The organism is Aminobacter sp. Y103A, assembly GCF_030294925.1.
Lineage (GTDB): Bacteria > Pseudomonadota > Alphaproteobacteria > Rhizobiales > Rhizobiaceae > Aminobacter > Aminobacter ciceronei.
Genome location: NZ_AP017986.1, coordinates 3,842,776 through 3,855,587, shown reverse-complemented (window position 1 = coordinate 3,855,587; position 12,812 = coordinate 3,842,776). Strand labels below are relative to the sequence as shown.

Genomic DNA, 12,812 nt, shown 5'->3' with positions numbered 1-12,812 from the left:
AATGCGCCCTGCCAGTCAGGCCAAGTCCAATCCAGACCTCCGGATAATTGTATACATATCTCCCAACATTAATCTTCCAAATCGTACACAATACATGCATACATAGTCCCGCGACAGATCGAGGTGACGCCGTGCCGGGGGAGACATGGCATGGCGGCCTGCGGTCAAATCAAGGGAGGGAAAGCATGAAACGTAAATTCCTGGCGCTGTGCGCCGCAACGGCTGCGCTGATGGTGGGGGCGAGCGCGGCACAGTCAGCCACCACGCTCGAAACCGTCAAGGCACGCGGCAAGCTGATCTGCGGCGTCTCGCTCAGCACGCCGGGCTTCGCCGCCGCCGACGACAAGGGCCGCATGCAGGGGTTCGATGCCGACGGCTGCCGCTCGATCGCGGCAGCCGTGTTCGGCGATCCCGACAAGGTCGACTTCGTCCTGACCAACATCAACACACGCTTCCAGGCGCTGCAGTCGGGCGAGATCGACGTCCTGTCGCGCCAGACGACTGCGACCTTCTCGCGCGAAGCCTCGCTCGGCATCGATTTCGGCCCGACCGTGTTTTATGACGGCCAGGGCCTCCTGGTGCCCAAGTCGCTCGGCGTCGCCTCCGCCAGGGAGCTGACCGACGCTGCGATCTGCACGCTGCCTGGCACAACCACCTCGCAGAACCTGACAGACTTCTTCCGCACCGTCGGCGGCAAGTTCGAGCTGGTGGTTTTCGAGAGCCCCGACGAAAACCGCGCCGCGTTCTATTCCGGCCGCTGCGAGGCGATCTCCTCCGACCGTTCCGACCTCGCCTCGATCCGCGCGGTCGCCAACAATCCCGACGACTATGTGCTGTTGCCCGAAACCATCTCCAAGGAGCCTTTGGCGCCGGCCGTGCGCCAGAACGATTCCAACTGGCGCGACATCGTCTCCTGGTCGGTTTACATGCTGATGGCCGCCGAGGAGAAAGGCATCACCCAGGCCAATGTCGACGAGATGGCCAAGAGCGAGGACCCCGAGATCCAGCGCATGCTGGGCGGTGCCGACGAGCTCGGCAAGATGCTCGGCCTCGACAACAAGTGGGGCTACAACGTCATCAAGGGCGTCGGCAACTATGCCGAGGTGTTCGACCGCAATCTCGGCGAAAAGACCAAACTCGGCATGACGCGCGGCCCCAACACGCAGTGGAATGCCGGCGGCCTGCTCTACGCTCCGCCGGTCCGCTAAGAAGATGCAAGGTCCGCGCCGAAATCCGGCGCGGACCTTTTCTTGTCCCATCGGTTTTCCTGACGTCGGCGCGCCCATGCTTTTTTTAAACGACGCGCGGTTTCGCGCAGTCTTCTACCAATTCGTTGCCATTACGCTGGTGCTGCTCGCCGCCTGGGCGATGTATGCGACCGCGAGCGCGAACCTTGCCAAGCAGGACATCGCCACAGGTTTCGACTTCCTGTCGCGACAGGCCGGCATCGCCATCAGCGAAAGCTCGATTTCTTACGGTCCGACCGACACGGTTGCCCGCGCCATCCTCGTCGGGCTCATCAACACCATCAAGGTGTCGTTCCTCGCAGCCTTCTTCGGCACCATCATCGGCGTGCTTGTCGGCATCGGCCGCATGTCGACCAACCCGTTGCTCAGCCGCCTGATGCTTGCCTATGTCGAGCTGCTGCGCAACGTGCCGCTGCTGCTCTATCTGTTCCTGTGGTACTTCCTGATCATCCTGGTGTTCCCGCCGGTGCGCCAGGCGATCCAGCTGTTTCCCGGCTTTTTTCTCTCCAATAGCGGCCTCGCAATGCCATTGCTCGAATGGCAGAGCGGTTTCGGGCTGACGTTCGCAGCGCTCGCATTCGGCATAGTCGCCGCACTCGTCGTGCGCAACATCAGCCAGCGCCGGCGCATTGTCAGCGGCAAGGCCAATGCCGGCTGGATTTTTGCCCTTGTCCTCCTCGTTCTGCCGGTGCTTGCCGTAGGGGCCAGCGGCGCGGTCTCGCTGAGCTGGAGCGCGCCCGAGGCCGGGCGATTCCGCCTCACCGGAGGGTTGCAGATCCGCCCGGAATTCGTCGCGCTGCTCGTCGGCCTGATGCTCAATCTATCTGCCAGCGTCGCCGAGATCGTCCGCGCCGGCATCCAGGCGGTAAGCCGGGGCCAGTGGGAGGCCGCCCAGGCGCTCGGACTGCCGCGCTCGCGCACGCTCCGGCTCGTCGTGTTGCCGCAGGCACTCCGGGTCATCATCCCGCCTCTGACCAACACCTATCTCACCGTGTTCAAGAACAGCTCGCTTGCGATCGCCATCGGTTATCCCGACCTTGTCATGGTCTCCAACACCATCATGAACCAGACCGGCCAGGCGATGGAGACCATCGCCATCTTCATGGGCATCTATCTCGGCCTGTCGGTGGCAATCTCGCTGTTCATGAACTGGTACAATGCGCGTGTCGCGCTGAAGGCGCGCTGAGATGAGCGACACCCAGGTCCTTGCCGCAACCGTCAACCCCACCGCCCGCCCGGCGCGGCGTTCCGAGTGGCGCAAAGCCTATTTCGGCACGCCGGGCAACGCGCTCACAACGCTCGTCTGCGGTGCACTCATCCTGTTGCTTGCCAAGCTGGCGCTCGGCTGGCTGTTCGTGAATGCCGTCTTCGACGGCGGCGCCGACGCCTGCAAGCAAAGCTCCGGCGCCTGCTGGCCGTTCCTTGCCGACAAGCTGCGATACATGCTGTTCGGCTTCTATCCGTTCGAGGAGCAATGGCGCCCGCTGGTGGCCTTTTGCCTGTTCCTCGGCGCCTGCGGCGTGTCGATGGTCCCACGTGTCTGGGGCAGGGGGCTGCTGCTTGCTTGGGCGATCGTCATCCTGCCCGGACTCTACGTTCTCATGGCCGGCGGCGTCCTCGGCCTCACCGCCGTGCCGACCTCGAAATGGGGCGGCCTGCCGCTGTCCTTCATGCTGTCCTTTGTCGGCCTCGCCTTCGCCTTGCCGCTCGGCATCGGCCTGGCGCTTGCGCGCGCCTCGCATCTGCCGGCTATCCGCGTGCTTGGTGTCGGCTTAATCGAACTCGTGCGCGGCGTGCCGCTGATCAGCATCCTGTTCATGGCCGCCGTCATGCTGCCGCTGTTCATGCCGGACGGTGTCACCATCGACAAGCTGTTGCGCGCCCAGGTGGCGATCATCCTGTTTGCCGCCGCCTACATCGCCGAGATCGTGCGCGGCGGCCTGCAGGATGTGCCGTCGGGCCAGTTCGAAGCCGGCCGTGCGCTCGGCCTGCATTACTGGCAGGTGATGCTCAAGATCATCCTACCGCAGGCGCTGAAGAAGGTCATTCCGGCGCTGGTCAGCCTGTTCATCGCCTTCTTCCAGGACACCACGCTTGTCACCATCATCGGCCTGCTCGACTTTCTCGATACAGTTCGCACCGCGCTCCGCGACCCCGACTGGCAAGGCATCGCCGTGCTTGAGGGGTATGTCTTTGCCGCTGCGGTCTACTTTCTGTTCAGCGCGCTGATGGGAGCTTACAGCCGGTTCCTCGAGCGGCAATTCAACACGTCGTATCGCTAAGGGGCCGGTCCCATTTCCCATCCAGCAAGGCCTCGCCCGCAGGAGGAGGGGCGGGGCCAACCGGCGGCTCCGGTCTAAGCCGCCCTGGCCGCGGGTGACGCCTTGTTTATAGCCGTCACAGCCAAGTTCGTCAGTTTGTTGTTGGTCGCTTTTTCCTGGTCGAGAATTTCGCTCAGCAATGTATGTGCCTCGTCGTGGCCAAGATCCTTGGCCCATTCGCGAAGCGAGCCGTAGCGCGCGATCTCGTAGTGCTCCACCGCCTGGCAGGCCGCGAGCAGGCCGGCATCCAGAGCCGTGCCCGATGCCTCCTCTATCAAACCGTCGGCCTCCTTGATCAGGCCTTCGATGGCGTCGCATTTCTCGCCCGATGCCTTCTTGCCGATCGATTTGAAGACCTGTTCGAGCTTTCCTCGGCAGCCTTCTTCAGTTTGGCGTCCTTGGCTGCCTTGGCTACCTTGGGAAGTGCCTTGGTGATGGCGTTCTCGGCGAAGTACATGTCCTCGAGCGTGTGCTCGAAAATTTCGTTCAGCGTTTTCATTGATGTCGCTCCTTGCGGGAAATTGCAGGGAGGGAATGGATCAAGTCGCTGAAGGTTCCCGCAGAAAATGGTGTCCCTGAGAACGCCCTTACCACACTGCTGTGCGCTGGACGGCGCAGGCAAGGGCTGACGTTTGCCACACCCTGCACGGAACTGTTTCCCTCCCCACCAGTTGTTACCCCATCAACCGAGGAGGTTAGTGATATGACTTTCCGAAGCACACTTGCTGTAACCATGCTGCTCGCCGGAACCGCGTTCGCCGCTGCCCAGACTGTGGTCATTACTCCCGAAGAACAAGTTGTCGTCCGCGAATATGTGAAGACCAATCCGGTGATCGTCGAACGTCCATCCAACTTTGAACTTGTCGTTGGCGCGATCATACCGGACATTTTGAAGCCAGGCGCACTTGCCGACAACAAGTATCAGTATGTCGTGATGGACGGCCGTACTGTTCTCATCGACCCGCAGACGCGCAAGGTCGTCTACATCATGGACTGACCGATCGGGCCTGATCCACAGGCTGTATCGTGCGACTTCAGTTCTCCCCATCCCGCAATTATCGAGGTGTCGCCGCTGGCGGTGACACCTCGCACATCCAGTGGGCGAGGGGCCTTAGTCTCGTTTTCAGCCTTCGACCGGTTTCGGAAACACCTTCCAGCGCTTTGGCCTGAACGCGACCCGGCTCTTCTGCGCCGCGGGGTGACCGACCGGCAGCTCGATCTCGATGCGCTGGCGGCTGCCGCCGACTTCCAGCTCGACACGGCGGGTGCCGGCGACGCGGCGGCTGGCCGCCACCGTGCCGGCAATGCAGCCATTGCACTCCTCCAGCAGTTCGATGTCGTGCGGGCGGAAATAGAGGGTCGCCTCGCCATCGGCGAGCTCGGGTGTCGCCAGCCCGATCGGGCGGTCCGATATCCACACCTGGCCGTCCTCAACCTTGACCGGCAGCGAGCTCGACTCGCCGATGAAGCCGTAGACGAAGGGCGAGTTCGGCGTGTCGTAGACTTCGTCGGCGGTGCCGATCTGCTCGATGCGGCCCTGGCTCATCACCACAACGCGGTCGGCGAGTTCGAGCGCCTCTTCCTGGTCGTGGGTGACGAATATGGTGGTGTGGCCGGTGGCGTCGTGGATTTCGCGCAGCCAGCGTCGAAGTTCGCGCCGGACCTGGGCGTCGAGCGCGCCGAACGGCTCGTCGAGCAACAGCACCTTGGGCTCGATAGCCATGGCGCGGGCCAGCGCGACGCGCTGGCGCTGGCCGCCCGACAGCTGCGCCGGATAGCGTTTTTCCAGTCCGCCGAGTTGCACAAGGTCGAGCAGTTCGGAGGCACGGCGGCGGATCTCGGCCCTGGTCGGCCGTTTGGCCGAGGGTCTGACCTTGAGGCCGAAGCCGATATTGTCGGCCACCGTCATGTGGCGGAACAAAGCGTAGTGCTGGAACACGAAGCCGACATTGCGCTCCTGGATCGTCCTGTTCGAGGCATCCTCGTCGCCGAAGAAGATCGTGCCGCGCGTCGGCCGCTCGAGCCCGGCGATGAGGCGCAGAAGCGTGGTCTTGCCGGAGCCAGAGGGGCCGAGCAGCGCGATCAGCTCGCCCGACCTGATGTCGAGCGAGACGTCGCGCAGCGCCGGAAACCGGTCGAATTCCTTGCGCACATTTGAAACGCGAACTTCCATCAGTCGACCTCTGTCAGTGTCCGCGCGTGGCGGCGATCTCGGCACCGTAGCGGAGCTCGAGAAGGGTTTTGAGCACAAGCGTTACAAGCGCGAGGCCGGCGAGCACGGACGCCACGGCAAAGGCGCCGACGGCATTGTATTCGTTGTAAAGGATCTCGACATGCAGCGGCATGGTGTTGGTCATGCCCCTGATGTGGCCCGAGACCACCGACACCGCGCCGAACTCGCCCATGGCGCGTGCGTTACAGAGCAGCACGCCGTAGAGCAGGCCCCATTTGATGTTGGGCAAGGTGACATGCCAGAAGGTTTGCCAGCCATTGGCGCCGAGCGACAGGGCTGCCTCCTCGTCTCCGGTGCCTTGTTCCTGCATCAGCGGGATGAGTTCGCGGGCAACGAAGGGGAAGGTGACGAAGACAGTCGCGAGCACGATGCCCGGTACGGCAAACAGGATGACGATGCCGTGCAGCTTGAGCCAGGGCCCGAGCAGGCTCGATGCGCCGAACAACAGCACATAGACAAGGCCCGAAATAACAGGCGAGACCGAGAAGGGCAGGTCGATCAGCGTGATCAGGAAGGCTTTGCCCTTGAACTCGAACTTGGCGATCGCCCAGGCGGCGGCGACGCCAAACACCAGGTTGAGCGGCACCGAGATGATTGCGACCAGAAGCGTCAGCCTGATCGCTGCAATCGTGTCATGCTCGTTGATGGCGTCGAGGAAGGCGCCGATGCCGCGAGAGAACGCCTGCTCGAACACCACCACCAGCGGCAGAAGCAGGAAGACGGCGAGGAAACCGAAGGCGAGCAGCATCAGGGCCGCGCGCGCCAGCGGACGTTCGGTAACCGCGAGCGAGGCGTGCTCGTGATGGACGTCGGCGGGGTAAAGCTCTGGATCAGCCATAGCGTTTGCGGGTCCATGACTGGATAAGGTTGATGACGAGCAGCATCGCAAACGACAGCGCCAGCATGATCGTGGCGATCGCGGTGGCCGCCGCGTAGTCGTACTCCTCGAGCCGGATGACGATCAGCAGCGGTGCGATTTCCGAAATGTAGGGCAGGTTGCCGGCGATGAAGATGACCGAGCCATATTCGCCGACGCCGCGCGCGAAAGCGAGCGCGAAGCCTGTCACGACCGCCGGCGCCAGCCCCGGAAACAGCACCAGGAAGATGGTCTGGAAGCGGTTGGCGCCCAAGGTGGCTGCGGCTTCTTCAACCTCCTTGTCGATCTCCTCGATGATCGGCTGCACCGTGCGCACGACAAAGGGCAGGCCGATGAAGACGAGTGCTATGACGATGCCGAGCGGGGTGTAGGCGACCTTGATGCCGAGCGGCGCCAACAGCGCGCCCATCCAGCCCTTGGGCGAATAGAGCGTGGTCAGCGCGATGCCGGCGACGGCCGTCGGCAGGGCAAAAGGCAAATCGACCATCGCGTCGATGACGCGGCGGCCGGGAAAACGGTAGCGCACCAGCACCCACGCAACGATGGTGCCGAACACCACGTTGATGCTTGCTGCAATGAAGGCCGTGCCGAAGCTGATCTCCAGCGCTTTGACTGTGCGGCGGTCGGTGGCGATGGCCCAGAAATCGGTCCAGCCCAGCGATGCCGAACGCCAGACGAGCCCCGAGAGCGGGATGAGGATGATGAGCGTGAGGTAGGCAAGCGAGAAGCCGAGCGTCAATCCGAATCCCGGAATGACGCTCGGCTGTCTGAACCGCCACCCTGCCTTGGCGGGTGCTGTGGTCATATCGTCCTGGTCTTACCTTGGCTTACTGGGCCGGCTTGTAGATCTGGTCGAATATACCACCATCTCCGAAGTGATAGGGCTGCGCTTTCTTCCAACCGCCGAAAATCGGGTCGTCGATAGAAACCAGTTTCAGATCGGGCAGCTTCTGCAGGTCCCCGGCCGGAACCAGCTCCGGCTTGGACGGGCGGTAGTGATGCTTGGCGGCGATCGTCTGGCCTTCCGCCGAATAGAGGTAGTTGAGATAGGCTTCGGCGACCTTGCGGGTGCCCTTGGCGTCGACATTGGCGTCGACCACGGCGACCGGCGGCTCGGCCAGGATCGACTGCGGCGGAAAGACGATGTCGAACTTTTCGGCGCCGAATTCGTCGAGGGCGAGATAGGCCTCGTTTTCCCAGGCGAGCAGCACGTCGCCCTGTTCACGCTCGGCAAAGGTCACCGTCGAGCCGCGGGCACCGGTGTCGAGGATCGGCACATGGGCGTAGAGGTTGCCGACGAATTCCTTGATCTTGGCCTCGTCGCCGCCAAATTGGCCATTGGCCCAGGCCCAGGCAGCGAGATAGTTCCAGCGCGCGCCGCCCGAGGTCTTCGGGTTCGGCGTGATCACCTGGACGCCGTCCTTGATCAGGTCGCCCCAGTCGTTGATGCCCTTGGGATTGCCCTTGCGCACCAGGAAGATGATGGTCGAGGTGTAAGGCGACGCATTGTTGGGCAGCTTCGAGCGCCAGTCGGGATTGATCTTCTTTGACTTCTCGACGATCGCGTTGATGTCGCTTTCGAGCGCCAGGGTCACCACGTCGGCGTCGAGGCCGTCAATCACCGCGCGGGCCTGCTTGCCCGAGCCGCCATGCGATTGCTGGATCGTCACCGCCTCGCCGCCCTCCGCCTTCCAGTGCTTGGCGAAGGCCTCGTTGTAGTCCTTGTAGAGCTCGCGCGTCGGGTCATAGGAGACGTTGAGGAGCGTCGTATCGGCATAGGCAAGGCCCAGGCCCCCGAGCTGGACTGCGCCGGCCAGCACGGCCGAGAGCAGGAGTGTTCTGCGTGAAGTCGTCATTTCCGCCTCCGTTCGAATATGGTTCTATTCTATCGAACTGGTAGAAATTAGATGCGGCGAATGTTCCGAATTTCGCGCCGCATGGGCAAATTTCGTGCGAACTGCCGAGGTGCCGGAAATTTTTTTGCTCGCTTAAAAAGTCCTGCGCCGCAGGCGCGATCGAAACGTTCGACACGAACGATGACAGCTAGGGGAGTTGCTGGGGGCGGCAAGGGGGCCGTCAGGCCTTGGCGATCTGCCCCGACCAGAATCGTTCGGCCTCGATCCATCGCCCCGCAGCGAGCGGGCCCAGCCATTGTTTCAGCTGATCCGGCGACGTGGATTTGTGAACGTTCAGGTTCTGGAGGTCTTCCAGCAGCCCGATGGTCGCCGCTTCCTGTACCAGCTCATCGCCGTCGGCGAGCCAACGCTCGACGACCGCGAAGATTTGCTGAAGCTCATCGGTCCGGCCGCTCTCCAGCTTGCCGACCACGTGGCGAGCCAGATCCCCCAGGGCCAGGTAAAGCGGCAGTTCGATTTGCTCGCGCCATTTGTCGGCAAACGCGTCCCAGACCGGCTGGAATGTCGGATCGACTTCCAGAAGCACGTCGAACATGTCCTGCCGCGAGATCATCTCATCTACTCCACGAACACCCTGACGCTCGCCGCCCGGCCTGCGGCGCTCCGATGACAGCCATGGAAGCCGGTGCGGCAGGGCTCCGGCCTTCCTACTCCGCGATCTTCGCATAAGCGAGGCTGAAGCCTGCGAGCGAGGCCGGAATCTCTCGCCTCTTGCCGTCCGAGAACGTTGCTGTGACGAAAAGCTTTGAGCCCCGCTTCATCGTGGCGATCAGGTCGCTGCCGAGTGGCTGCGTCGTGTAGACGCCGTCGGCGTCGCTGACCTGGAACGGCACGCGGAAGCTCTGGCTGCCATCGACGCGAATTTCAGCACCCGGTTGGAGCAGGGTTCCATGCGGCAGGCTGAGCTTGATCAACGCGTTGTCGTTGCCGATCGTCTTCGGCGGCACGATCTCGACCCGCAGCAGGCGGCGGCTGGTGTCGGCGAGGGTCAGCGCCTGCGACATGACGCAAGCCATCCTGACGCCCGCGGCGTCCGGCTTGCACGAAACGTCCCATGCTGCCTTGGGCTCGGTCACGATCTCGGCCTTCGGCTTGACGTCCTCGGCCTTGCCGGCCGGAGCCGAGGCCGACGGCGCAGATGCCGCTGTCGCTGGCGTCTCCGCAACCGGCCCCGCCTTTTCCTGTGCTGCCGCCGGCAGCATGGCGCACAGGCCGAGCGAAGCCAAGGTGAGTGTGCGCCAGTGCATGCGAGACAAAGCTACCAGCCGACGCGCACGCCGAGACGTCCGCCGACGGACTGGTTGCCGAAGCCGTAGCCGATGCCGCCGTTCAGCGACCAGCGGTCGTCGAGGCGGGCGCTGCCGAACATGGCGGCGGCGCTGGCGCCGTCGAAATTGCCGTAGTTGAAGTTCAGCGCGTAGTTCTCGTCGGAAGCCAGCCCACCGCCGCCCATGGCAAGTGCCATGGCAACGCCTTCCTTGTTGGTCTGGTTTTCTTCCTGCAGGTTGCCGACGGTCTGTTCCAGCGAGCCGATGCGGGCCGTGTTTGAGGCGATGTTGGCGGTATTGGTGGCGATGTCGGCGGTGTTGATCGCGGTCTGCGGGTCCAGGCCCGCACCGGGCAGGATCGGCGTGCAATCGGTGTCGGCCACCGCGCAGAGGCGAAGCAGGGTCTGGCCCGCGGTTCGGTCAACGATCGAAAAATGCGACCTGCCGCCCGACGCCGAATCGTTGATCTCGATCGCCCAGTCATTCGCCGGAAAGCCGGCCGAGGTGCTGGTGTCGTTGAAGAAGATACGGGTGTTGTTTTCCTTCAGGATGATGGTGTCGAAACCGAAGTTCTCGTTGTTGACGCAATCGAACCCGACGCAGGTGCTGCCCTGGACGATGAGATCGTCCGCAATCACCTGATCCGCATTTGCGTGGATCTGCGACGCCATAAACGCCGCGGCCGCGCCGAATGCGACCTTCAGTACTTTTGCCCTACCCATGGTTCCCCAACCCTGAAACTTAACAGGTGGTTTATGCTGGCAGGCTAATGGACGAGTCAACAACCGAACGGGTGATCAACTTGCTCGGTTGTGGGTTGTGACAATTTGCACACAAACAAAAAAGTCGGCGCCTACTCCACGAACACCCTGACACTCGCCGCGCGGCCTGCCGCGTCGATGACGGTCAGCGTCGAATAGCCGGTGCCGTCGGGCTGCCAGGTCGCCTCGCGGCGGCGGGCGAGGGCGGCAAGCGGCTTGCCGTTGGCGAGCCAGCGGAATGGCGCGCGGCCGCCTTGCAACTTGAGCACCAGCGGCGAGGCGGCTGACGTCGCGGCACCCAGTTCGACGCGGGCGCCGTCGGGCGGAAAGACGATCTGCGGAGCCGGTTCGGTAATAACGGCTGCGACGACCGGCAGTTCGGTGGCGGTCGAGAAACGCTCCAGCGTCACCGGCAGGTCGGCGCGTGCGGTGCGCAGGGTGCCGGCCGGCGGACGTGGCAAAGGCATCGATGGCAGGCTGGAACGGGCAAAGCCCTCGAACAGGATGGGGGCGGCCGAGACGTAGCCCGACAGTCCGGGCACCGCACCAGCGTCGGGACGGCCGGCCCAAACGCCGAGAACGTAGCGACCGTCGTAGCCGATCGACCAGGCGTCGCGGTAGCCGTAGGAGGTGCCGGTCTTGTAGGCGATTGTGCGTTTCGCGGCGCCCTCGGGCGGCTTGACGCCTGCAAGGATGTCGGCGATCTGCCAGGTGGCCTGCTCCTCCAGGATGGTGCCATTGGCAAGCGGGGCAGGGACGGCCGCCTCCGCTCCGTCGCGCAACATCTTGGCGCGGCCGCCATTGGCGAGCCCGGTGTAGAGCTGGACGAGGTCGCGGAGCGTCACACCGACGCCGCCGAGGCCGATGGCGAGGCCGGGCACCTCATTCGGCGGCAGTTGCGGGGTGACACCGGCCTGGCGGAAGCGCGCCGTCAGCCGCTGTGGCCCGACCGCGTCGAGCAGCCGTATCGCCGGCACATTGAGCGACAGTTGCAGTGCCTGGCGCGCCGACACGTCACCCTGGTAGCTCATGTCGAAATTCTTGGGCCGGTAGCCGCCGAAATCGGCCGGCCGGTCCTCGATCATCGTCTCCTGAGCCACCAGCCCCTGTTCGAAAGCAAGGCCGTAGATGAAGGGCTTCAGCGTCGAGCCGGGCGAGCGCACGGTGCGCGTCATGTCGATCCAGCCAGAGCGCGAGGCGTCGAAGAAATTGGCCGAGCCGACCTCGCCGAGGATTTCGCCCGTCATCGCGTCGGCCAGAACCATGGCGACCGAGATTTTCGGGCCGAGCCGGGTCGCGGCCTCGCGCGCCACGACCTCCAGCCCTTGCTGCACGTCTCTGCGCAAGGTCAGGCGATGACTGATGAGGCCTGGCTGGCTGCGAAGTGCCGTGTCCGAGGCGTGCGGCGCAAGCTGCGGCAAGGCAAGCCGGGTGGCGGCGACTGCCTCCAAGGATGCCCGCGCCGCCTCGGTCTCGCCGAGCAGGCCTGCCGACACCATGCGGTCGAGCACGCGATCGCGCGCGGCTCGGGCATTTGCGGGGTTGCGGTCGGGCCGGCGGCGCTCGGGCAATTGTGGCAGGGCGACAAGAAGGGCTGCTTCGGAAACTGTCAGCCGCTTCGGCACCTTGCCGAAATAGGCGAGCGCCGCCGCACGCACGCCTTCGAGATTGCCGCCATAAGGCGCCAGCGTCAGGTAGCGCTCGAGGATTTCTTCCTTGGGCAGCCGCCGCTCGATCTGGACGGCGCGGGCCAATTGCTTGAGCTTGGAACTGAGGCTGCGGCTTTCGCGCGGCTCGATCAGGCGTGCCAGTTGCATCGACAGCGTCGAACCACCGGAGACAATGCGGCCGTTGCTCAGGAACTGCCACGCGGCGCGCCCGAGCGCTAGCACGTCTATGCCCTCATGGTCCCAGAAGCGCTTGTCCTCATAGGCGACAAGCATCTTCAGCAACTGCGGGTCGACCTGGTCGAGGTCCGTGCCAAGCCTCCAGTGACCCGACGGTGTCGCATAGGCGCGTAGCAGTTGCCCGTCGCGGTCGAGCACTTCGGCCGAGACAGTCAGTTTTTCGGGCAAGGGCGGCGGAAAGGTGCGGTCGAGCGCGAACAGGCCGCCAAAGGCGAGGGCGGCCAGGCTGGCAGCGCCTATTGCCGAGAGAGCGATCCTGCGCGTGGTCCTTGCGGAGAGCAT

At 63.9% G+C, this 12,812-nt stretch carries 12 protein-coding genes and 1 pseudogene; 4 read left to right on the top strand and 9 right to left on the bottom strand.

The features are described from left to right. Positions 1–185: 185 nt before the first annotated feature. From Amn_RS18920 to Amn_RS18910, 3 genes are all read left to right on the top strand, one after another. Complete coding sequence (locus Amn_RS18920; RefSeq protein WP_286290908.1) at positions 186–1,208, top strand: amino acid ABC transporter substrate-binding protein; 1,023 nt, start codon at positions 186–188, stop codon at positions 1,206–1,208. Between the two features lie 76 nt (positions 1,209–1,284). Next, positions 1,285–2,433: an amino acid ABC transporter permease gene (locus Amn_RS18915; protein WP_286290907.1), complete on the top strand. Its 1,149-nt coding sequence runs from the start codon at positions 1,285–1,287 to the stop codon at positions 2,431–2,433. Position 2,434: 1 nt separating this feature from the next. Next, the gene (locus Amn_RS18910; protein ID WP_286290906.1) at positions 2,435–3,529 is read left to right on the top strand and encodes an amino acid ABC transporter permease; all 1,095 of its coding nucleotides are present in this window, start codon (positions 2,435–2,437) and stop codon (positions 3,527–3,529) included. Between the two features lie 74 nt (positions 3,530–3,603). Here the strand turns inward: Amn_RS18910 and Amn_RS18905 are convergent. Continuing rightward, a pseudogene (locus Amn_RS18905) lies at positions 3,604–4,067 on the bottom strand (YciE/YciF ferroxidase family protein). 12 nt (positions 4,068–4,079) lie between these two features. On the opposite strand from Amn_RS18905, the gene Amn_RS18900 reads away from it, so the two are divergent. Further along, positions 4,080–4,565: a DUF1236 domain-containing protein gene (locus Amn_RS18900; protein WP_286290905.1), complete on the top strand. Its 486-nt coding sequence runs from the start codon at positions 4,080–4,082 to the stop codon at positions 4,563–4,565. Between the two features lie 126 nt (positions 4,566–4,691). On the opposite strand, the gene Amn_RS18895 is transcribed toward Amn_RS18900, so the two are convergent. The 8 genes from Amn_RS18895 to pbpC form a co-directional block, all read right to left on the bottom strand. Further along, entirely contained in the window at positions 4,692–5,741 is a 1,050-nt protein-coding gene (locus Amn_RS18895) for a sulfate/molybdate ABC transporter ATP-binding protein (RefSeq protein ID WP_286290904.1), read from the bottom strand. A gap of 13 nt (positions 5,742–5,754) precedes the next feature. Beyond that, positions 5,755–6,639, bottom strand: a complete 885-nt coding sequence (gene cysW / locus Amn_RS18890; RefSeq protein ID WP_269441459.1) for a sulfate ABC transporter permease subunit CysW — start codon at positions 6,637–6,639, stop codon at positions 5,755–5,757. After that, the gene (gene cysT, locus Amn_RS18885) at positions 6,632–7,483 is read right to left on the bottom strand and encodes a sulfate ABC transporter permease subunit CysT (RefSeq protein ID WP_115731359.1); all 852 of its coding nucleotides are present in this window, start codon (positions 7,481–7,483) and stop codon (positions 6,632–6,634) included. Before cysT ends, cysW begins: the two co-directional genes overlap by 8 nt. Before the next feature lie 22 nt (positions 7,484–7,505). Next, positions 7,506–8,534, bottom strand: coding sequence for a sulfate ABC transporter substrate-binding protein (locus Amn_RS18880; protein WP_286290903.1), 1,029 nt, complete (start codon positions 8,532–8,534; stop codon positions 7,506–7,508). 220 nt (positions 8,535–8,754) lie between these two features. Further along, the gene (locus Amn_RS18875) at positions 8,755–9,147 is read right to left on the bottom strand and encodes a DUF7674 family protein (protein ID WP_286290902.1); all 393 of its coding nucleotides are present in this window, start codon (positions 9,145–9,147) and stop codon (positions 8,755–8,757) included. A gap of 94 nt (positions 9,148–9,241) precedes the next feature. Further along, complete coding sequence (locus Amn_RS18870; RefSeq protein WP_286290901.1) at positions 9,242–9,841, bottom strand: invasion associated locus B family protein; 600 nt, start codon at positions 9,839–9,841, stop codon at positions 9,242–9,244. 11 nt (positions 9,842–9,852) lie between these two features. Continuing rightward, positions 9,853–10,584, bottom strand: coding sequence for a YadA C-terminal domain-containing protein (locus Amn_RS18865; protein WP_083948547.1), 732 nt, complete (start codon positions 10,582–10,584; stop codon positions 9,853–9,855). Between the two features lie 131 nt (positions 10,585–10,715). Further along, on the bottom strand, positions 10,716–12,812 hold the full coding sequence (gene pbpC, locus Amn_RS18860) for a penicillin-binding protein 1C (protein ID WP_286290900.1): 2,097 nt from the start codon (positions 12,810–12,812) through the stop codon (positions 10,716–10,718).

Bases quoted from the DNA above. Each gene is read 5' to 3' on its own strand.
- pbpC (WP_286290900.1), bottom strand. From the start codon at position 12,812: ATGCTCTCCGCAAGGACCACGCGCAGGATCGCTCTCTCGGCAATAGGC.
- Amn_RS18875 (WP_286290902.1), bottom strand. From the start codon at position 9,147: ATGATCTCGCGGCAGGACATGTTCGACGTGCTTCTGGAAGTCGATCCG.
- Amn_RS18920 (WP_286290908.1), top strand. From the start codon at position 186: ATGAAACGTAAATTCCTGGCGCTGTGCGCCGCAACGGCTGCGCTGATG.
- cysW (WP_269441459.1), bottom strand. From the start codon at position 6,639: ATGGCTGATCCAGAGCTTTACCCCGCCGACGTCCATCACGAGCACGCC.
- Amn_RS18895 (WP_286290904.1), bottom strand. From the start codon at position 5,741: ATGGAAGTTCGCGTTTCAAATGTGCGCAAGGAATTCGACCGGTTTCCG.
- cysT (WP_115731359.1), bottom strand. From the start codon at position 7,483: ATGACCACAGCACCCGCCAAGGCAGGGTGGCGGTTCAGACAGCCGAGC.
- Amn_RS18880 (WP_286290903.1), bottom strand. From the start codon at position 8,534: ATGACGACTTCACGCAGAACACTCCTGCTCTCGGCCGTGCTGGCCGGC.
- Amn_RS18915 (WP_286290907.1), top strand. From the start codon at position 1,285: ATGCTTTTTTTAAACGACGCGCGGTTTCGCGCAGTCTTCTACCAATTC.
- Amn_RS18870 (WP_286290901.1), bottom strand. From the start codon at position 9,841: ATGCACTGGCGCACACTCACCTTGGCTTCGCTCGGCCTGTGCGCCATG.
- Amn_RS18865 (WP_083948547.1), bottom strand. From the start codon at position 10,584: ATGGGTAGGGCAAAAGTACTGAAGGTCGCATTCGGCGCGGCCGCGGCG.
- Amn_RS18910 (WP_286290906.1), top strand. From the start codon at position 2,435: ATGAGCGACACCCAGGTCCTTGCCGCAACCGTCAACCCCACCGCCCGC.